We start from the raw sequence: 17834 nt of genomic DNA, 5'->3' as shown, positions 1-17834 counted from the left end.
ATGAGCGGAGGCATGCGTAATGGCATCTGCGACCAAAAGCTTTTGATCACTCCCGGCATGCCGCCAATCGAGTGAAGAATCCCGGAGGCAGTTCCGGTCGGCGGCCTCGTTGTGACAAGTATTGTGCATTGTCATCGCGCTGGTTGGCTTGTATGGGGCTACAGGGACTGCGCAATGTTGCGGAAGCGGGTCTTCAGCAGCTCTTCACGGATGCCTTTGCCGAACAGAACAAGCGTTTTGACCAGACCCTCAGCAGACTGGAAAGCAACGATGCAGAGGCGGCGACGCTCCTTCGTGAGCTGCGAGCGGAGATCGAGCAACTGCGAAGCGGTGGACGAGCGGTAGACTTCGATGCCGCTGCCATGTTGAGTGAAGCCTCGCGCAAGCTCGCTGGCCTGCCGGACTATGCGCCGATGCTCAACAAAGCCGCACACAAGCTTAGTGGCCTTGAAGGGCTAGTTGTGGCCCTTGGGAAGGTTGTGCGAAAGTTGCCCGATAGGTAGCCCGGATTCATTGGCAACGTTGGCCCTGTACGCATTTCACCGGCCTGACTGCCCACACCTCGTCAGAGTGGACGCGGGTGGTGACTTCGCCGTGCTGGGTCCCGGTTGCCGGACTCGGGCGGCCGGCGCACGCTGCGGTGTGACGGCGAACGGGAGAGGGCCCATGGCGATCTGCGACACCTGCGGCAACGACTACTGGATGTCCTTCGAGGTCCGCACGGTCAGCGGCCAAGTGCACACCTTCGACAGCATCGAGTGCGCCGCCGCCCGGCTCGCGCCCATTTGCGAGCACTGCTCGTGCCGGGTGCTCGGGCACGGCGTCGAGGTCGAGGGCCGCTTCTTCTGCTGCGCCCACTGCGCCCGCCAGGGCGCCGAGCTCGGCAGCCAGATCCGGGACGCCGTCGGGGCGCACCCCGGCTGAGTCAGCCCTGCCCCCACCACGTCAGCGGCACGTCCCGCAGCATCGGCAGCGCGCCCGTGTTGCGCAGGGCGATCAGCGACATCCACACGGCCACCACCGTCAGCAGCGGGCCGACGAAGGCCATCTCCACCCGGCCGCCGGTGCGCATCCGGAACACCTTCGGCGGGGCGACCGGGTACCAGGTCTTCCACGCGATCGGGACCGGCCACAGGATCGGGCAGCCCTGCTCGGTGATCGCGTCGCCCAGGTAGTGCGCGACGCAGCCGATGCCGACGGCCAGGCCGCAGGCGGCGGCGTTCGCGTCGGTCTGGTCCGTCCACTTGAGGCACGCGTAGGTGAGCAGAAGCGCCGTGCCGGTGATCCACAGGGCGTCGTTGCGGGGGCACCACTTGTGCATGATCCCGCGCACCGCCAGGCCGCAGAAGAAGAACATCAGCACCGGCAGCGCCCACGACCGGCTGGTCTGGATGATCGCGGTGGTGACGACCGTGGCCAACACCGCGAAGAACAGCGTGTGGGTCAGGCCGCGGTGGCCGCCGTCGCGGTTGGAGTCGCGCTTGGTGCGGGTCAGCCGGTAGACGCCGTGGCTGATCGTGTTGATCAGCTTGGACCCGGCCTGGCTGACCGGGCCGAACGTCGACGACACGGTCGACTCCGGGTGGTCCAGGTCCGGCAGCAGCGCCGCGCCCGCGGCCAGGACCGCGCCGACCAGCCACCCCTTGGTGGACAGCTGGCCCAGGGCGTTGTCGGGGGTCAGCGCGGTCACCGTGGCCCAGGCCGTCAGGCCGCTCATCGCGTGCGTGGGTCCGGTGGACACCGGCCGACCCCCTCCTAAATCGGGAGCCCCGGCGGCCCGGCGCGCCTAGGATTCGGCTGGTGCCGACCCCCGAGTTGCCGCTGACCACCAGCAGGCTCGTGCTGCGCCCGTTCGTCCCGGAGGACGCGGAGGCGCTGTACAAGATCCAGTCCCGGGAGGATGTCACGAAGTACCTCTACTGGGGCCCGCGAACGCGGGAAGAAGTACGGCAAGTCGTGGCCGACCGTATGACGTTCACCACCCTGAACGACGTCGGTGACCGGATCGTGCTGGCGGTGCAGCTGCGCGCGACGGGGGAGCTGCTCGGCGACGTCAACCTCGGCCTGGTCAGCGCCGAGCACCGCACGGGCGAGATCGGCTACATCTTCCACCCCGACCACCACGGCCACGGGTACGCCAACGAGGCCGCCCTCGAGATCCTGCGCGTGGGCTTCGAGGTCATCGGCCTGCACCGGATCGTCGCCCGCCTGGACGCGGACAACACCGCGTCGGCCAACCTCGCCGAGCGGCTGGGCATGCGCAAGGAAGCCCACTTCCGCAAGAACGAGTTCGTCCAGGGCCGCTGGGCCGACGAGGCCGTCTACGCCCTGCTCGCCGAAGAGTGGAAAGCGCGGTAACTGTGACATCGCCGCGGCTTCGCCTCGGCGGTGAGATCGCCTTTGAGCCGATCTCTTCCCTCGCGGTTCACGCGGCCCGAGGGGCCGCGTGAACCGCTCAGTCCAGAGACCGGCGCGATCTCGCGGTGCGGGCCGACTCGGCCGGTGAGCCGGCCCGGGAGGCGGGGCCGTCAACCGTAGGGGCGGCGGGGGCCAGGTTGTTGAGCGGGAATGGGGATTTCACAGTTCTAAGGCGCGGAAGCGTTCGTGGGCGGCTTGGCGGCTCACGCCCAGCGCCGAGCCGACGTCGGTCCACGACGCGCCGCGGTGGCGGGCGGCCTGAACCGCCTTGGTGGTCAGGGGGCGGTGCCACTTCTCCACCTCGGCCAGCAGCTTCAAGGCGGCCTCGGGTCGGGTCGTGATCATCTCCTCCACCTGTTCGCGCAGGACATCGGACTTCACCACCAGCCAGTTCGGCGGCTGGCTCTCCACCGCCGGGAAGGCGTGGTCGCGCAGCCAGTGGGTGGTGGCGTCCTCGGTAGTGGGGAAGTAGCGGTCCGCGGCCCAGCCGCAGTCGCAGATCGGGCGCAGGTCCACCACGCTGAGGCGGTGGCCGGGGAACTCCTCGGCGAAGTCGTCGAACATGGCTGTCAAGATACCTTGACAGCCTACGATCCCGCCCCGGGTGACCGTGCCCACAAGCGGCGGGTGGGCAGCTACCAGTACGCTTGTACCGTTTGCGAGGCGTTGAAGGCGAGAGGAGCACCGCGGCTCATGTCCAAGATCAAGGTCCAGGGGAAGGTCGTCGAACTCGACGGCGACGAGATGACCCGGATCATCTGGCAGTTCATCAAGGACAAGCTGATCCACCCCTACCTGGACGTGGACCTGGAGTACTACGACCTGGGCATCGAGCACCGCGACGCCACCGACGACCAGGTGACGATCGACGCCGCCAACGCCATCAAGCAGCACGGCGTCGGCGTCAAGTGCGCCACCATCACCCCGGACGAGGCCCGGGTCGAGGAGTTCGGCCTCAAGAAGATGTGGGTCTCGCCCAACGGCACGATCCGCAACATCCTCGGCGGCGTGGTCTTCCGCGAGCCGATCATCATCTCGAACATCCCGCGGCTGGTGCCGGGCTGGACCAAGCCGATCATCATCGGCCGCCACGCCCACGGCGACCAGTACAAGGCCACCAACTTCAAGGTCCCCGGCGCCGGTGAGCTGACCATCACCTTCACGCCCGCGGACGGCTCCGAGCCCGTCAAGCACGTGGTGGCCAACTACGGCCCCGACGGCGGCGTGGCCATGGGCATGTACAACTTCACCAAGTCCATCGAGGACTTCGCGCGCGCGTCCTTCTCCTACGGCCTGCAGCGCAACTACCCGGTGTACATGTCCACGAAGAACACCATCCTCAAGGCGTACGACGGCGCCTTCAAGGACATCTTCCAGGCGATCTTCGACGCCGAGTTCAAGGCCGAGTTCGACGCCAAGGGCCTCACCTACGAGCACCGCCTCATCGACGACATGGTCGCCGCGGCCATGAAGTGGGAGGGCGGCTACGTCTGGGCCTGCAAGAACTACGACGGCGACGTCCAGTCCGACACCGTCGCGCAGGGCTTCGGCTCGCTCGGCCTGATGACCTCCGTGCTGTCCACCCCGGACGGCCGCACCGTCGAGGCCGAGGCCGCGCACGGCACCGTGACCCGGCACTACCGCCAGCACCAGGCGTGCAAGCCGACCTCCACCAACCCGATCGCCTCGATCTACGCGTGGACCCGCGGCCTGGCCCACCGGGGCAAGCTGGACAGCACCCCCGAGGTCACCGGCTTCGCCGAGACCCTGGAGCGGGTCGTCATCGAGACCGTCGAGAGCGGCAAGATGACCAAGGACCTGGCGCTGCTGGTCGGCAAGGACCAGGCGTGGCAGACCACCGAGGACTTCCTCGGCACCCTGGACGAGAACCTGCAGAAGAAGATGGCGGGCTGACGCCCTCTTCCCGCACCGGGCCCCCGCCGACCAGCGGGGGCCCGGTCTCGTTCGTGACCCTGCGTGCCCGGCGTTGGCCCCTGCGGGTGGTTCGGCGGACCGGTACTGGCGCGGGTGGGGTCCGGTGCGCCACCGTGGGGATGACGATCTGCGTTGGAACCGGTCTAGGAGCGTCTGTCGTGCTGTTGCCGAAGCGGGCCATGATGGTGGGTGGCGCGATCGTGGGCCTCGCGGTGATCTACTCGATGAGCGTGGACCCGCCGAACAGCGCGACCACGCCGACCAGCAGCGATGCCAAGTGCCGGATGGCGGTCACCGCCGACGTGCTCAACGTGCGCTCCGCGCCGGAGCCGAACGCCGAGATCGTCGGCAAGTACAAGACCGGCGCCGAGTCGGACGCGGAGAACGTCGTGCAGAACGGCTTCCGCAAGCTCGGCGAGAACCGCTGGGCGTCGGCCGAGTTCCTCAAGCCCCTCCAGGGCCGCAACTGTGGTTGATTCCTCCCAACCCCCTCATCCCCACCCGGCATCGTCCCCGACCGGGCGAGCGAACGGCGAAACCCGGTAGCCCCTTAGGCTGGCGCGGTGCTGACCGTGTCGACCGTGAACGTCAACGGCCTGCGGGCCGCGGCCAAGAAGGGCTTCCTGGAGTGGCTGGCGGCCACCGAGGCCGACGTCGTCTGCCTGCAGGAAGTGCGTGCGGCCACCGATGAGCTGCCCCCGGAGGCGGGCGCCCCGGATGGCTGGTTCGCCACCCACGCCGAGTCCACCCTGTTCCGCGGCCGCAACGGCGTCGCCGTCTACTCGCGGACCCGGCCCACCGCCACCCGCGTCGGGTTCGGCGTGCCGGAGTTCGAGGCCAGCGGGCGGTACGTGGAGGCGTGGTTCCCGGGTCTGGTGGTGGCCAGCGTCTACCTGCCCAGCGGCGAGGTCGGCACGCTGCGGCAGGACCAGAAGGAGCGGTTCATGGAGACGTTCCTGCCGTACCTGGTCGAACTGCGGGCCAAGGCCGCCGCGAGCGGCTGCGAGGTCCTGGTCTGCGGCGACTGGAACATCGCGCACCAGGAGATCGACCTGAAGGCGTGGAAGGCCAACCGCAAGAACGCGGGCTTCACCCCCGGCGAGCGGGCGTGGCTGGGCCGCGTCTTCGACGAAGCGGGCTACCGCGACGTCCTGCGCGGCCTGCACCCGGACGGCCCGGGGCCGTACACGTGGTGGTCGTACCGGGGGAAGGCCTTCGACAACGACTCGGGGTGGCGGATCGACCTCCAGGTCGCCACCCCCGGCCTGGCCCTGCGCGCCACCTCGGCCGTCGTGGAGCGGCCGGAGAGCTACGACGCCCGCTGGACCGACCACGCCCCCATGACCGCCACCTACGACGTCTCGCGGGGCTGAGACCAGGCACAACCGTGACCAGGAGGTGACGAGGTGCACGAGATCATCATCGCCAACCTGCCCGAGATCGAAGAGCTGTGCAGGCGACACGGCGTCCGCCGTCTCGATGTGTTCGGGTCGGCAGTCGGAGATTCGTTCGACCCCACGTCTAGCGACGTGGACACCCTCGTGGACTTCGACGCGCCGCCCGGGTTCGACCACTTCGGCAGCTATTTCGCGTTGAAGGAGGGGGTGGAGCGGCTTTTCGGGCGTTCCGTCGACCTCGTGAGCGGTTCCGCCATCCGCAACCCGTACTTCCGGCAGCAGGTCATGGAGACCGGGGAGCTGCTCTATGCGGCGTGAACCGCGCGCGTACGTCCGGGACGCGCTGCGCGCCGCTGAGCTGCTGGATGAGTTCACCACGGGCAAGTCACGGACCGTGGGGGCGGGGTGACCGGTCGTCACCCACTTGCTCAACACCGCCCCGTCTCACTCGGACCGGTGAATCAGACCGACAGTGGTATCCCCCGTGTGGGTGGTAGCAGGCCCTTGGGGTTTCGACCTGCGCCTTCGCGGTGATCCACTACCCCGTGACGTGGCGCACCCGAGCAGGGGGATACGCTCCCCCGGCACCGGCCCCGGCGACGAACTCGCCCGCGGTCGGTTCGGCGTTCGGGGGCAGGGCCGGTAGTGCTTAGTCCAATCGAAGGACGGTAGAGCAGTGTCGAGCGGTGTCGTGTCGTGAAGGACCGAATAGCGCGGGGCTCGCGCCTCGCGGTGTCCCTGCTGGGGACCGCGGGCTTCCTGGTCGCTACGGCCGGGGTCGCGTCGGCGGACGCCGGCACGGTGGAGAGCTCCATCCCGTTCGAGGTGGCGGGCCCGGTGGGCACCCTCGCGGTGATCTTCGGTGCCGGGGGGCTCATCGTGGGCCTGATCCGCCGCCGCCGCCGGGTGGCCGTGGCCCCCGCCAACCTCCCGATCGCGCCGGTCGAGACCGAGGAGCCGCCCCAGGTCGTGGGCGCCCTCAAGCTCCCGGCGCCGCGTCGCTCGCAGGCCGACAACCCCGCCTGACCAGCGCAGACAAACCACGCGACAGGCCCCCGCCGAACGAATCGGCGGGGGCCTGTCGGCTGCGTGACCGCTACCGGACCGCGTCCAGCGCGTCGATCAGGCCCGCGCCGTAGAAGCCGCGGCCCGAGGCGCCGCCCTCGCACTTGGCCTTCCACGCACCGGTGCCGTCCGGGTCGTAGTCGCCACCGGCCGGGCACGCCAGCCGGTCGGCGTCGTGCTGCAGCTCGTCGACGACCCGGTCCGCCGACCAGTTGCGGTGCGTCGAGCGGATCAGCGCGACCACGCCCGCCGCGTGCGGGGACGCCATCGACGTGCCCTGCTTGTAGCCCCACGCCCCGCCGACGACCGTCGACAGGATCCGGCCGTTCGCGTCCGGGGTGCCCGGGACCTGCATGCGGTCACCGCCGGGGGCGGCCACCTCGGTCTCGGTGCGGCCGTAGTTGGAGTAGTACGACTTCAGGTTGTTCACACCGGTCGCCGACACACCCACCACACCGTGCGTCTCGGCCGGGATGTTCACGCACTCCGGGCCGGTCTCGCGGGTCGTCGGGGTGCCGTTGTTCGGGCTGCCCGAGTCGGTGATGTTGTGCGACAGGTCCCAGTTGCTGTTGCCCAGCGCCGCCACGTTCACCACGCCGCGCCGGTCGGAGTAGTCGATCGCGCGGGTCACCGCGGTCACCACGGCGCGCTGGTCGGCGTCGTTGCGGCACCACAGGAACCACGGGTCGATGAAGTACGAGTTGTTCGTGACCTTCACGCCGTGCTCGGCCGCCCACACGAAGCCGCAGATCGCGTACTCCGGGTAGATGAACTGGTCGTCGTCCACGACCTTGATCGAGGCCAGCTTCACGTTCGGGGCCACGCCCACCACGCCGACGCCGTTCTTGGCCGCGGCGATGATGCCCGCGACGTGCGTGCCGTGGTCGCTGGTGGTCGGCGCCCACGCGGCCGGGGACGTGTTCGGCACGCCCTGGTCGGTGCAGCCGACCGAGCGGGACGCGTCGATGTTCGGGGCCAGGTCGGGGTGGGTGGCCTCGATGCCGGAGTCGAGCACGCCGACCACGACGTCGCGGCTGCCGCCGGAGATGCTGTGCGCCTTGTCGGCCTTGATCGCCGCGAGGTTCCACTGGTTGACGCTGAGCGGGTCGCCCGGGTCGGACGGGACGCCCTTGCCGCCGTTGGTGACCACGGACTCGGTGGCCTCCAGCGACCGCGCGCTGTCGGCCGACGCGGCGATGCGCGCGGTGGTCGGCTCGGGCGTGACCAGCTCGGCCAGGTTGCGGGTCGCGCCCGCGCCCTGCACGCCGCGCTTGGTGCGCACGACCTTGGCGAAGTCGGCCTTGTCCGAGGACGCGACCACGACGCCGATCTGCGGCCAGCTCTTGACCACGGTGCCGCCCGAGTCGCGGACCGCCTTCTCGACCGCGGATAAACCGCGGCCCTCGTCGCCGAGGACGACGAAGTGCGCGGCCCCGGCCGCGGAAACCTGCGCGGGTGCCGCGGTCGCCTGGCCCGCCGCGGTCGCCACGCTCGCGGCCGCGGCGATCACCACCGCGGCGGCGAGCAGGCGGGCACGGGATCGTCTGTGCACTACAACCCTCCAGATGTGACTGTGGTGTCGGATCCGCGCCGGTCAGACGCCGTCGGATCCGATTGCGGAGAACCTGTCACCTCGGGCACCGGGCGGGCAATCCGCCATAAGGTCCAGCTCACCCAGCGGGGAACCGCCTCGACAGGGCTGCCAGGATGGTGGTGTGTCGACCGAGCCAACGAACCCGGTACCCGAGCGCAAGCCGCGCGTGCTGTCGGGGATCCAGCCCACGGCGGACTCCTTCCACCTCGGCAACTACCTCGGCGCGGTCCGCCAGTGGGTGGCCCTGCAGGACACCCACGACGCGTTCTACTTCCTGGCCGACCTGCACGCGATCACCGTCGAGCACGACCCGAAGCTGCTGCGCAAGCGCACCCGGGTGTCGGCGGCGCAGCTGCTGGCGCTGGGGCTCGACCCGGCGCGCACCACGCTGTTCGCGCAGAGCCAGGTCCACCAGCACGCCGAGCTGGGCTGGGTCATGCAGTGCCTGACCGGCTTCGGCGAGGCCAGCCGGATGACCCAGTTCAAGGACAAGTCGGCCAAGCAGGCGCTGGTCAGCGTCGGCCTGTTCACCTACCCGATCCTGCAGGCGGCGGACATCCTGCTGTACCGGCCGCAGTACGTGCCGGTCGGCGAGGACCAGCGCCAGCACCTGGAGCTGACCAGGGACCTGGCGCAGCGGTTCAACTCGCGGTTCGGCAAGACGTTCCAGCCGCCGGAGCCGTACATCCTCAAGGACACGGCCAAGATCTACGACCTGCAGGAACCAGGCGCGAAGATGAGCAAGTCCGCGTCCAGCCCGTCCGGCATCATCGAGTTGCTCGACGACCCGAAGATCTCGGCGAAGAAGATCCGCTCGGCGGTCACCGACACCGGCCGGGAGGTCGTCTACGACCCGGAGAACAAGCCGGGCGTGAGCAACCTGCTGAGCATCTACTCGTCGCTGACCGACCGCACTGTCGAGCAGTTGCAGGCCGACTACGACGGCAAGGGCTACGGGGACCTGAAGAAGGACCTGGGCGAGGTCGTCGCCGACTTCGTCACCCCGGTCCGCGACCAGGTGAAGTCCTACCTGGACGACCCGGCCGAACTGGACAAGATCCTGCACGCGGGCGCCGAACGAGCCCGTGAGGTCGCGGCGGCGACGCTGTCGCGCGTTTACGAGAAGGCGGGCTTCCTGGCCTGAAAATCGTCCGGCGTGGCGGTTTTGCCCGTTCTGTAGTGGTGTCGTGTCGAACCACTCGACCGGCGAACGAGGCCGTCGCGCCGGCGGGTCTGAACCTCGTCGGGTCCCCACCCGCGACAGCTGATCGCGGGTGGGGCTCGTCTCAGGCGTACGTGAGTGTCCAGTCGGTGCCGTTGAAGGTGGCGTGCGCGTTCGTCTTGCCGTTGGGGAAGGTCAGGCGCACCGGGGCGGTGACGTCGTTGTCGTCGACCACGGCGCCCGCGGCGTAGCGGGCCATCCCCAGCCAGTACGACGGGTGCGGGTCGAAGACCAGGTCGACGCCCGGTTCGGTGGGCGCGACGAAGGTGGCGGCCCCGTCCATGCCGATGCCGACGCAGCCGCGCCGGTACGCGCCCGCCCCGGGCAGGGTCTCGTCCTGGAGCACGGCCAGCACGCCCGGCGGGTGCGCGCCCGGTTCGCGGCGGAACCCGAAGCCGCCCTCGTAGACCAGCCGGGCGACGTTGTAGCGGTCCAATCTCGCGTCGAGGACGGTGCCCGCCCCGTAGTCGACGCCCGCGTGCAGGTTGCCCTGCCTGCCCCAGACGAAGCTGTAGCGCAGTGTCCACTCCAACGCGACTGTCGTACCCGGCCGGGACAGCCGCGCCAGCCAGGCCAACCGGACGGCGCTGTCCGGCAGGGACGGCGAGTCCTGGTACAGGACGGCGTTGTGACCGTCCACAGTGGAGTTGTTGGTCACCGTCACGGTGTGCTGGGCGCCCAGCGAGGGAACCAGGTCGGCGACGTCGACGCCCTGGGTTGTCAGTGTCATCAGGTCGGTCCTCGGGTGGTAGTCGGAAAACGCGGATTCCGCCGACGCTAGGTCCCCGGGTGGTCCCGGGTGAATCTTGATCACCCGTTCTTCACGAAAGGTGCCCCGATCGGGGCAGTGCCCGGTCCGAATGCCGCCGGGGAGTATCGTTGAAGATCTTTCGCGTTGCGTGCGGACCCCCGGCCGCTAGAGTGGTGGCGGTGACGGAGAACGAGTCGAAACTCGCCCGCCTGCGGCGCCGCCGCCCCGGCATCGACCACCTCATCCGGTCGTTCGACGCGTTCACCGAGCGCTACGGCAACCACTTCGCGGCGTCGATCACGTACTTCAGCGTGCTGTCGCTGTTCCCGCTGCTGCTGATCGGCGTCTCCGTGCTCGGCTTCGTCCTCGCCGACCAGCCCGACACCCTCCGCGAGCTGCAGGCCAGCGTCATCGGCGCGGCCCCGACCAGCCTGCGCGGGCTGCTGTGGGACCTGGTCAACGCGGCGGTGGAGGAGCGCGGCAAGGTCGGGGTCATCGGCCTCGTCACCGCCGCCGTCACCGGGCTCGGCTGGATGAGCAACCTGCGCGACGCGCTGACCGCCCAGTGGGGGCAGAAGCCGGTGCAGCAGGCGTTCCTGCGGGGCATCGTCGTCGACCTGCTGTCGCTGGTCGGGCTGGGGATGGCCATCGCGGTGTCCTTCGCGCTCAGCGCCGTCGGCAGCGGCCTCGCCGACACCCTGCTCGACGCGATCGGCCTCGGCGGCTACGGCTGGGCGAAGGTCCTGCTGGTCGTGGTCACCACGCTGCTGTCGGTCAGCGCCAACTGGCTGGTGTTCCTCTGGGTGATCTCGCGGCTGCCCCGGACCCCGGTGAGCGTCAAGAGCGCGGTCCGCGGCGCCCTCGCCGCGGCGGTGGGCTTCGAGGCGCTGAAGGCGGTCGGCGCCGTCTACCTGAACACGGTCCTCGGCGGTCCGCTCGGCAGCCTGGTCGGACCGGTCGTCGGTCTCCTGGTCTTCGCCAACCTGGTGGCCCGCTTCCTGCTGTTCATCACCGCGTGGACCGCCACGGCCCGCGAGAACATCATCGAGGAGCCCACCCCGGTGCCCGGCCCGGCGATCATCCGGCCGGTGCTGGAGGTCTCGCGCGTGCCCCGCGGCAAGGAGGCGCTGGGACTGGTCGGCGTCGGCGCGCTGCTGGGCGTGTTCCTGGGCCGCCGCAAGCGCTAGTCACCTGGCGACGACTCGCTCCGCGCGCACACCGCGTTCGGCGGGGTGTCGGCGCACGGCCGCGAGGTCCCGATGCGCACGCCGGACCAGTAGACCGGGTTGAAGCCGCGCGGACCCGAGTCCGTCCTGAGCACCCCGAAATCCGCGTGGTACCCGGTCCCGTCGGTCCGGGTACCCGCGACCTCCAGCACGAGCATGTCGGCTTGCCTGCGCTCGCCCACGATCGTGGGCGCGGTCTCCGCGGGGTGCTGCCCCGACTGCCGGGTCCCCTCGACGGTGTGCAGGCAGATCCCCGCGACATCGGCCACCGACTGGCACAGACCGGCGAGGTCGCCCGACCGCGCCAGGCGAACCGCGTCCCGCAGCACCCCCTCGGCTTCGCTCCGGCTCACCGGCGCGACGGGCGTCGGGCCGTCGTCCAAGGAGACGGCGTAGGCGGTCGCGGTGAGGCCGACCAGGAGCGCGATGGCCCACTTCGTGTGAGGGGAACGGGGTTTCACCATCTCGCGCCACCACCCGCGTCGAGGATCACGGTCACTCGACGATATCGGGAATCGGGGCGCGACCGCCGGAAAACCGGACCGCCCCCTGTCCGACGGGCAGGGGGCGGTGGATCGAGCGGGTGTCAGCCGCCCGCGGCGATGCGCCTGGCCCGGGCGGCGCGGGCGCGCTTCTGGCGGAACCAGATGCCGAACGCGACCAGGATCGCCACGGCCGCCAACGCGACCAGGGGGATGCCGTAGCTGCCGAACGCCGAGCGGTCCAGGTCGGCGGTGGAGATCGCGGCCGGGGCCGGGGTGGTCGGCGCGTTGGGGGAGTCGGTGGTGCCGGGGGTGTTGCTCAGGCCCGTGTTGGGCTTCTGCTGCACATCCGGCGCGTGGTCGACCAGCACGCCCACCGGCTTCGACTTCTCCGCGGCCAGGGCGAAGCCGTAGTCCAGGAGCTTGGCCCCCTGGTCCGACAGCGGCGCCCCCGTGGCCGTCTCACCGCGCATCATCACCACGCCGACGCGCTTGCCGCCGCGCTCCGCCGCGCCCATGTAGGTGTGCCGGGCGTCGTCGGTGAAACCGGTCTTGCCGCCGACGAAGCCCTGGTAGCGGCCCAGCAGCTTGTTGTCGTTGACGACCTTGTAGCCCGGCTTGTTCGCGTACCCGGGGAAGTCGATCGACTTCGTCGAGATCGCCTCGACGAACTCCTTGTGCTTCACCGCCGCGCGGAAGACCAGGCTCAGGTCGTAGGCCGACGAGCTCATCCCCGGCCCGTCCAGGCCCGACGGGGTGGCCGCCCGGGTGTCCAGCGCGCCCAGCTCGGCGGCCAGCGCGTTCATCTTCTCCAGCGTCGCCTGCTCGCCGCCCAGCAGCGTCGACAGCGCGTGCGCCGCGTCGTTGCCCGAGCGCATCAGCAGCGCGTGCAGCAGCAGCCGCACCGTGTACTGGCCGCCGGGGCCCATGCCGACCTTGGTGCCCTCCTGGTCGGCGTCCGCCTGCGTGCCGGTCACCACCTGCTCCGGCCGCAGCTCGCGGATCACCGCGATGGCCAGCAGCGTCTTGATCAGCGACGCGGGCCGCTCCCGGGCGTGCGGGTCCTTCGCGGCCAGCACCTCACCGGAGTCCAGGTCGGCGACGACCCACGACGCCGACGTCACGTCACCGGCGATGGCGGCCTTGGCGCCGACCGGCGACACCACCCCGCACTCGCCCATCCGGGTGCCGCCGACCGGCTCGGCAGGCACGGGCAGCGGCTTCGGCGTCGGCTCGCCCGGCTTGGGCTCCTCGGAGGTGTCCACCGGGGGCGGCGGCCGGTCGTGGTTCTGGCACTGCGCGCTGTTCTGCGTCGGCGTGCCCCCGGTGGTCTGCTGCGCCTTCCGGGGGCTCTTCGGCGCGGCCACGGCCCCCGGCGCGGCCAGCACGGCCGACGCGATCAGGGCGCACAGCGAGACGAGGAGAGCGGTCACGGTCCTGCGGGCTGCGAAGCGCACCCCCGCAGCGTAGAACGTGTCACGGTCCGGCCACGATCCGCCCTATCACCCACACGTGGGCACCGCGCCCGGGCGCTGGATACTGCCCGTGTGACGCTCAGCCGCCGGTCAGCGCTGTTCCTGCTCGCCTTCGGGCTCTGGTCCTGGGTGATCTGGCCCATGTTCCTGAAGAACGTGTGGGCCGACCCCCGCTCGTGGGACGGCGGCCCGACCGGTTTCTTCATCGTGCACGCCCTGCTGACGGCCGCCTCACTGGCGTTCGGCACCATCATCGGGGTCATCGGCTGGCGGGCCTGGAACGCTCGGAGAAGGAGCTGACGTGGAGTTCGTCCGACACTTACTGGTCTTCCTGCACCTGCTGGGCATGGGTCTGCTGCTGGGCACCCTGCTGCTGCAGCTGCGCACGCCGAACGAGCTGAACAAGGGCTGGCTGCACGGCTCGGGCCTGCAGCTGGTGACCGGTATCGCCCTCATGGCGCTCGCCCCGCTGACCGACGCCCACTACAACCACGCCAAGCTCGGCGTGAAGCTCACGGTCGTCGTGGTGATCCTGGTGCTGGCCTTCGTCTACCTGGCCAAACGCGCCTGCCCACGCTGGCTCGCCCCCACCCTCGGCGGTCTCGTGGTGCTCAACGTCGGGCTCGCGGTCTTCTGGAGCTGAGCTGCTTGTGCCGGTTGAGGCGTGGTCGGGCGAAGAGCGGGTAGCGGAGGAGTTCGGGTCGTAGTGGGGCCCAGGCGCGTAGTTGCTCGACGAGGTCCGGGTCGCCTGCTTCGGGTATGGCTTGGGCTACCTGGTGGATCTGGTCGCGGAGTCGGCGGGAGAGGCGGAGCTCGTCCGCGTCGAGCCGGTGGGCGCGGCTGAGCCGGGTGGCCTCGGCCAGGTCCGCCGGTGGCGCGGCCAGCCAGCGGCGGAGGCCGTGGTCGATCATCGGGCGGGTCTCCTCCGCGGGGAGGGGGTCGTCCGGGTACCTCTCGAAGTGCCAGGCGAGGTCGACCAGCAGGGACGCGTCGTCGCCGGGTGGGTTCACCTCGCGGTCCACCGCCTCCCGGACGAGCGCCAGGAGCCCGGGGTGCGACACCGGGGAGTCGCCCTTGCCCGCGGCGGTGAGCAACAGCGACCACCACTCGCGGCGGTCGTCGTCGCGGGGTTCGTTGCGGTCCAGCCAGGCCGGGACGTTCCCCGCGGCGGCCAGGTCCTGGGCGTGCTCGCCGAACTCCTGCTCACGGTGGTCCCGTGGAAACCGGTGCCCCCGCCGGGCGGCGGGGGTCTGGTAGGCGGTCACCATCTTCTCGACCGTGCCGAAGTACCGGGATCGCTTGTGCGTCCAGGTGATCAGGGACATGCCGGAGCTGGGTTCGTAGTACTGGCGGTGGTCATCCGCGTCGTTCCGGGTCCATTCGTAGTCGAGTTCCAGGGTGAAGCCGCGGGCGCGGATGGCGGCTGCCAGTTCGTCGAAGAGGAGTTCTGTGCGGCGGAATCGGCCGTAGTGGGCATTGAGCGCGGGGAACTTGTTCTTACCGTCGAGCCTGTTGGGGTAGGCGCCGTAGTGGGCCAGGTACCAAGTGTTGAGCGGGGGCCACCTGGTCCAGACGAACTCGGCGAGCCCGTCGTCGATGCGCATGGTGTCCCCACCGTCTTGCCTGCCCCGCCAAGTCTTGGAGATCTTCCCGGGTCCGAGGACCGCCGCCACCTCCGCCACCGTGCTGGTGTGGTCGAGGCCCAGCACGGTCCGCGTGGTCATGAGGTCGACGAAGAAGTCCAGATCGCTCACCAGGCCAGGGTCGCAGTGGGGGGTCGGTGATCGCGTGCGAGCTCGGTTACCGGCGGGTAGGGTCTGGGCATGCTCGACATCGTGCTGTTCGGGGCGACCGGCTTCACCGGCGGGCTCACCGCCGAATACCTGGCCCGGCACGCCCCGCCGACGCTGCGCTGGGCGATCGCGGGGCGGGATCGGGCCAAGTTGGCTGCGGTGCGCGACCGGCTCGGGTTGCCCGAGCTGGAACTACTCGTTGCGGACGCGGGGGACCCCGCGTCGTTGAAGGCGGTCGCGGAGTCCACGCGGGTTGTCGTGAGCACGGTTGGGCCTTACCTGACGCACGGGGAGCCGTTGGTCGCCGCGTGCGCGGAGGCGGGCACCGACTACCTCGACCTCACCGGCGAGCCCGAGTTCGTCGACCGCGTCTACCTGGGACACCACGCCCGCGCAGTGGAGACCGGCGCGCGGATCGTGCACTCCGCGGGCTTCGACTCGATCCCGTACGACCTGGGCGTGTACTTCACGGTCAAGCAGCTGCCCCGGGACGTGCCGATCACCGTCGAGGGCTTCTTCCGCGCGTCCGCCGCCATCTCGGGCGGCACCTTCCACTCCGCCGTCCTGGTCATGTCCCGCCTGCGCGAGGCGTCCAGGCTCGCGACCCAGCGCCGCCGCGCGGAGGGCAGGCCCGCCGGGCGGCGGGTGCGGGGCATGAAGGTCCGGCCCCGGCGGGTGGACGAGCTGGCGCTGTGGGGGCTGCCCGCGCCGACGATCGACCCGCTGGTCGTGCTGCGGTCCGCCCGCGCGCTGGAGTCGTACGGACCGGACTTCCGATACGGCCACTACCTGGGGATCAAGCGCTTGCCGTCGGTCGTGGGACTGGTCGGCGGGGTGGCCGCGGTGGCGGGCCTGGCGCAGGTCCCGTTCACTCGCGACTGGCTGCTGTCCCGGCGCGAGGCGGGCACCGGCCCGAGCCCCGAACAGCGCGCCAAGTCCTGGTTCAAGGTCACCTTCCTGGCCCGCGCGGGCACCGAGCGCATCACCACCGAGGTCACCGGCGGCGACCCCGGCTACGACGAGACCGCCAAGATGCTCGGCGAGTCGGCCCTGTGCCTCGCCCTGGACGACCTGCCCGCCACCGCGGGCCAGGTGACCACCGCGGTCGCCATGGGCGACGCCCTCCTGGACCGGTTGGTGGCGGCCGGGATCCGGTTCGCGGTGCGCTGACCGTCCGGTGTGGAGTCGTTCGTCCGGGTGGTGTGACCGCCCGGGTGGGTGACGTCCGGAGTGGGCGGTCGCGGGACGGGCTAAAGGTGTTCGTATGACCGCGAAAGCACGCAGATGCGCAGGTGTCCTGGCCGCGACCGCAACCATGACGGCCCTGGCGGCGTCCCCGGCCACCGCCGCCGTGGATCCGGGGTGGTACCACCTCCGCTCCACCGTCCGGGGGACCTGCGTCCCCAACACGGTCCCGACGACCCTCCAGGGCTGCGGCGGCACGGACACCGCCTGGGTCGTGGACACCGACGGCACCACCGGCTACCGCATCTCCTACGACGGCCAGTGCCTCAACAGCGCGCAGGACAAGGTGTGGCTGTCGTCGTGCGACACGGGCACCCAGTACTGGGACATCCAGCTCACCCAGTCCGGCACCGCGCTCAAGCTGACCAACGTCTCCGGCCGCGTCCTGTCCGTCTCCGCCGCCAAGGTCCTCACCGTCAAGCCGACGGGCGCCGCTGAGCAGTCCTGGACCCTTGTGCCGCTCTGATCCGACCCCGGCGGGAGCCGCCTCCCCGGCGGCTTCAGCCGGGCAGTTCGGCGGCGGCGTCCACGGCCATCCGCATGAGCCCGGGGTCGGGTTTCCCGGACACCACCGCCCCCTCGGCCACGACCAGCAGGTCCCGTTTCGGGCGCGACCGGTACGGGGTGCCGGTGAACCGCACACCCTGCCCCTCCAGCAGGTCGAACCCGATCGACTTGACGCTGCCGGTGCCGTCGCGGTCGATCAGCCGCCGCAGGTCGCCGGTGTCGCCGCTGCCGCGCATCCGGACCCAGGACACGGACACGACGAAGGTGCCGCCGTCGGGGGCGGCGAGGGTGAACAGGGTGCGCTCCAGGGAGCGGCACGGGTTGCGGAGGAAGAACTCGCGCACCTGCCCGTAGGAGTTCACCGCGCAGTTCGCGGCCTGCTCGGTGGCTTCCCGGACCTGCTTGAGCCGCATCCGCCGCCACGACTTGTCCGACTCCGACTTGCGGGCTCGCCGGGTGTTCCCCCGCGCAGCCTGTCCGCCCGCCTGCTCGACAGCGGCTTGGCCCGCGGCCTCGACCGCCGCTCCCGTGGCCGCCCCACCGGTTCCGTTCGCCACGGCCAGCGCGATGGCCGCGCCGGTGACCGTGACCCCGGCACCGCCCTTGACGGTCCAACGCCCACCCGCATCGCGCGGTTGGTTCCACCAACCCATGTCAGCCCCCTTGTCCCAGCCGCGCAGGTTGCCAGGGCTGTCGGGGAAGCGGGCGGTTTTCGGTGTCGTTC

Annotated in this window: 22 protein-coding genes; 14 read left to right on the top strand and 8 right to left on the bottom strand. The window is 70.5% G+C overall.

Translation table 11 applies throughout. From position 1 onward, the window contains the following. The first annotated feature begins 152 nt into the window (after positions 1-152). Both V5P93_RS33605 and V5P93_RS33600 read left to right on the top strand, forming a co-directional pair. Positions 153-503, top strand: coding sequence for a hypothetical protein (locus tag V5P93_RS33605; protein ID WP_146107958.1), 351 nt, complete (start codon positions 153-155; stop codon positions 501-503). A gap of 163 nt (positions 504-666) precedes the next feature. Continuing rightward, complete coding sequence (locus V5P93_RS33600; RefSeq protein ID WP_104478094.1) at positions 667-924, top strand: Prokaryotic metallothionein; 258 nt, start codon at positions 667-669, stop codon at positions 922-924. Between the two features lies 1 nt (position 925). Here the strand turns inward: V5P93_RS33600 and V5P93_RS33595 are convergent, their stop codons facing one another. Continuing rightward, positions 926-1741: a metal-dependent hydrolase gene (locus V5P93_RS33595; RefSeq protein WP_181043365.1), complete on the bottom strand. Its 816-nt coding sequence runs from the start codon at positions 1739-1741 to the stop codon at positions 926-928. Positions 1742-1800: 59 nt separating this feature from the next. Between V5P93_RS33595 and V5P93_RS33590 the strand changes: the two genes are divergently transcribed. Further along, a complete protein-coding gene (locus tag V5P93_RS33590; protein WP_104478095.1) occupies positions 1801-2358 on the top strand; it encodes a GNAT family N-acetyltransferase in 558 nt (185 codons plus the stop codon). 219 nt (positions 2359-2577) lie between these two features. Here the strand turns inward: V5P93_RS33590 and V5P93_RS33585 are convergent, their stop codons facing one another. After that, positions 2578-2982, bottom strand: coding sequence for an AsnC family protein (locus tag V5P93_RS33585; protein ID WP_104478096.1), 405 nt, complete (start codon positions 2980-2982; stop codon positions 2578-2580). A 129-nt stretch (positions 2983-3111) separates the two neighbouring features. On the opposite strand from V5P93_RS33585, the gene V5P93_RS33580 reads away from it, so the two are divergent. The 5 genes from V5P93_RS33580 (at position 3112) to V5P93_RS33560 (ending at position 6776) form a co-directional block, all read left to right on the top strand. Beyond that, on the top strand, positions 3112-4332 hold the full coding sequence (locus tag V5P93_RS33580) for an NADP-dependent isocitrate dehydrogenase (protein ID WP_104478097.1): 1221 nt from the start codon (positions 3112-3114) through the stop codon (positions 4330-4332). Between the two features lie 179 nt (positions 4333-4511). Continuing rightward, the gene (locus V5P93_RS33575) at positions 4512-4829 is read left to right on the top strand and encodes an SH3 domain-containing protein (protein ID WP_245931155.1); all 318 of its coding nucleotides are present in this window, start codon (positions 4512-4514) and stop codon (positions 4827-4829) included. 87 nt (positions 4830-4916) lie between these two features. Next, positions 4917-5726: an exodeoxyribonuclease III gene (locus V5P93_RS33570; protein ID WP_104478098.1), complete on the top strand. Its 810-nt coding sequence runs from the start codon at positions 4917-4919 to the stop codon at positions 5724-5726. Positions 5727-5759: 33 nt separating this feature from the next. Then, positions 5760-6068 carry a nucleotidyltransferase family protein gene (locus V5P93_RS33565; RefSeq protein ID WP_104478099.1) on the top strand — a complete coding sequence of 103 codons (309 nt, stop codon included), beginning with the start codon at positions 5760-5762 and terminating at the stop codon, positions 6066-6068. A 378-nt stretch (positions 6069-6446) separates the two neighbouring features. Continuing rightward, a complete protein-coding gene (locus tag V5P93_RS33560; RefSeq protein WP_146107959.1) occupies positions 6447-6776 on the top strand; it encodes a hypothetical protein in 330 nt (109 codons plus the stop codon). A gap of 70 nt (positions 6777-6846) precedes the next feature. On the opposite strand, the gene V5P93_RS33555 is transcribed toward V5P93_RS33560, so the two are convergent. Beyond that, positions 6847-8367, bottom strand: a complete 1521-nt coding sequence (locus V5P93_RS33555; protein WP_104478101.1) for a S8 family serine peptidase — start codon at positions 8365-8367, stop codon at positions 6847-6849. A gap of 163 nt (positions 8368-8530) precedes the next feature. On the opposite strand from V5P93_RS33555, the gene trpS reads away from it, so the two are divergent. Next, positions 8531-9553 (top strand): tryptophan--tRNA ligase, encoded by a 1023-nt coding sequence (gene trpS, locus V5P93_RS33550; protein ID WP_104478102.1) that lies wholly within the window; start codon positions 8531-8533, stop codon positions 9551-9553. Between the two features lie 142 nt (positions 9554-9695). Here the strand turns inward: trpS and V5P93_RS33545 are convergent, their stop codons facing one another. After that, positions 9696-10361, bottom strand: a complete 666-nt coding sequence (locus V5P93_RS33545) for a hypothetical protein (protein WP_104478103.1) — start codon at positions 10359-10361, stop codon at positions 9696-9698. Between the two features lie 200 nt (positions 10362-10561). On the opposite strand from V5P93_RS33545, the gene yhjD reads away from it, so the two are divergent. Continuing rightward, positions 10562-11569, top strand: a complete 1008-nt coding sequence (gene yhjD, locus V5P93_RS33540) for an inner membrane protein YhjD (protein WP_342752249.1) — start codon at positions 10562-10564, stop codon at positions 11567-11569. On the opposite strand, the gene V5P93_RS33535 is transcribed toward yhjD, so the two are convergent. Together V5P93_RS33535 and V5P93_RS33530 are read right to left on the bottom strand one after the other, a co-directional pair. Beyond that, complete coding sequence (locus V5P93_RS33535; protein WP_104478105.1) at positions 11566-12072, bottom strand: hypothetical protein; 507 nt, start codon at positions 12070-12072, stop codon at positions 11566-11568. The two genes, yhjD and V5P93_RS33535, sit on opposite strands and share 4 nt — an antisense overlap. A gap of 122 nt (positions 12073-12194) precedes the next feature. Continuing rightward, positions 12195-13547 (bottom strand): D-alanyl-D-alanine carboxypeptidase family protein, encoded by a 1353-nt coding sequence (locus tag V5P93_RS33530; RefSeq protein ID WP_245931156.1) that lies wholly within the window; start codon positions 13545-13547, stop codon positions 12195-12197. A gap of 90 nt (positions 13548-13637) precedes the next feature. Between V5P93_RS33530 and V5P93_RS33525 the strand changes: the two genes are divergently transcribed. Together V5P93_RS33525 and V5P93_RS33520 are read left to right on the top strand one after the other, a co-directional pair. After that, entirely contained in the window at positions 13638-13865 is a 228-nt protein-coding gene (locus tag V5P93_RS33525) for an SCO4848 family membrane protein (protein WP_104478107.1), read from the top strand. 1 nt (position 13866) lies between these two features. Continuing rightward, positions 13867-14208: a hypothetical protein gene (locus tag V5P93_RS33520; protein ID WP_104478108.1), complete on the top strand. Its 342-nt coding sequence runs from the start codon at positions 13867-13869 to the stop codon at positions 14206-14208. Here V5P93_RS33520 and V5P93_RS33515 read toward each other — a convergent pair. Continuing rightward, positions 14177-15319, bottom strand: a complete 1143-nt coding sequence (locus V5P93_RS33515) for a hypothetical protein (protein WP_104478109.1) — start codon at positions 15317-15319, stop codon at positions 14177-14179. The two genes, V5P93_RS33520 and V5P93_RS33515, sit on opposite strands and share 32 nt — an antisense overlap. Positions 15320-15388: 69 nt before the next feature. Between V5P93_RS33515 and V5P93_RS33510 the strand changes: the two genes are divergently transcribed. Then, positions 15389-16528: a trans-acting enoyl reductase family protein gene (locus V5P93_RS33510; RefSeq protein WP_104478110.1), complete on the top strand. Its 1140-nt coding sequence runs from the start codon at positions 15389-15391 to the stop codon at positions 16526-16528. Between the two features lie 94 nt (positions 16529-16622). Beyond that, positions 16623-17069 carry a ricin-type beta-trefoil lectin domain protein gene (locus V5P93_RS33505; RefSeq protein ID WP_146107960.1) on the top strand — a complete coding sequence of 149 codons (447 nt, stop codon included), beginning with the start codon at positions 16623-16625 and terminating at the stop codon, positions 17067-17069. 34 nt (positions 17070-17103) lie between these two features. Here the strand turns inward: V5P93_RS33505 and V5P93_RS33500 are convergent, their stop codons facing one another. Next, the gene (locus V5P93_RS33500) at positions 17104-17763 is read right to left on the bottom strand and encodes a hypothetical protein (protein WP_104478112.1); all 660 of its coding nucleotides are present in this window, start codon (positions 17761-17763) and stop codon (positions 17104-17106) included. Positions 17764-17834 lie beyond the last annotated feature (71 nt).

Source organism: Actinokineospora auranticolor (genome assembly GCF_041897805.1).
Lineage (GTDB): Bacteria > Actinomycetota > Actinomycetes > Mycobacteriales > Pseudonocardiaceae > Actinokineospora > Actinokineospora auranticolor.
The sequence above is the reverse complement of the archived record's forward strand: the minus strand, read 5'-3'. Positions and strand labels throughout refer to the sequence as shown.

Excerpts from the sequence above, each read along its gene's own strand:
- V5P93_RS33605 (WP_146107958.1), top strand. The coding sequence starts at position 153 with ATGGGGCTACAGGGACTGCGCAATGTTGCGGAAGCGGGTCTTCAGCAG.
- V5P93_RS33600 (WP_104478094.1), top strand. The coding sequence starts at position 667 with ATGGCGATCTGCGACACCTGCGGCAACGACTACTGGATGTCCTTCGAG.
- V5P93_RS33585 (WP_104478096.1), bottom strand. The coding sequence starts at position 2,982 with ATGTTCGACGACTTCGCCGAGGAGTTCCCCGGCCACCGCCTCAGCGTG.
- V5P93_RS33580 (WP_104478097.1), top strand. The coding sequence starts at position 3,112 with ATGTCCAAGATCAAGGTCCAGGGGAAGGTCGTCGAACTCGACGGCGAC.
- V5P93_RS33545 (WP_104478103.1), bottom strand. The coding sequence starts at position 10,361 with ATGACACTGACAACCCAGGGCGTCGACGTCGCCGACCTGGTTCCCTCG.
- V5P93_RS33535 (WP_104478105.1), bottom strand. The coding sequence starts at position 12,072 with ATGGTGAAACCCCGTTCCCCTCACACGAAGTGGGCCATCGCGCTCCTG.
- V5P93_RS33510 (WP_104478110.1), top strand. The coding sequence starts at position 15,389 with ATGCTCGACATCGTGCTGTTCGGGGCGACCGGCTTCACCGGCGGGCTC.
- V5P93_RS33505 (WP_146107960.1), top strand. The coding sequence starts at position 16,623 with ATGACCGCGAAAGCACGCAGATGCGCAGGTGTCCTGGCCGCGACCGCA.
- V5P93_RS33500 (WP_104478112.1), bottom strand. The coding sequence starts at position 17,763 with ATGGGTTGGTGGAACCAACCGCGCGATGCGGGTGGGCGTTGGACCGTC.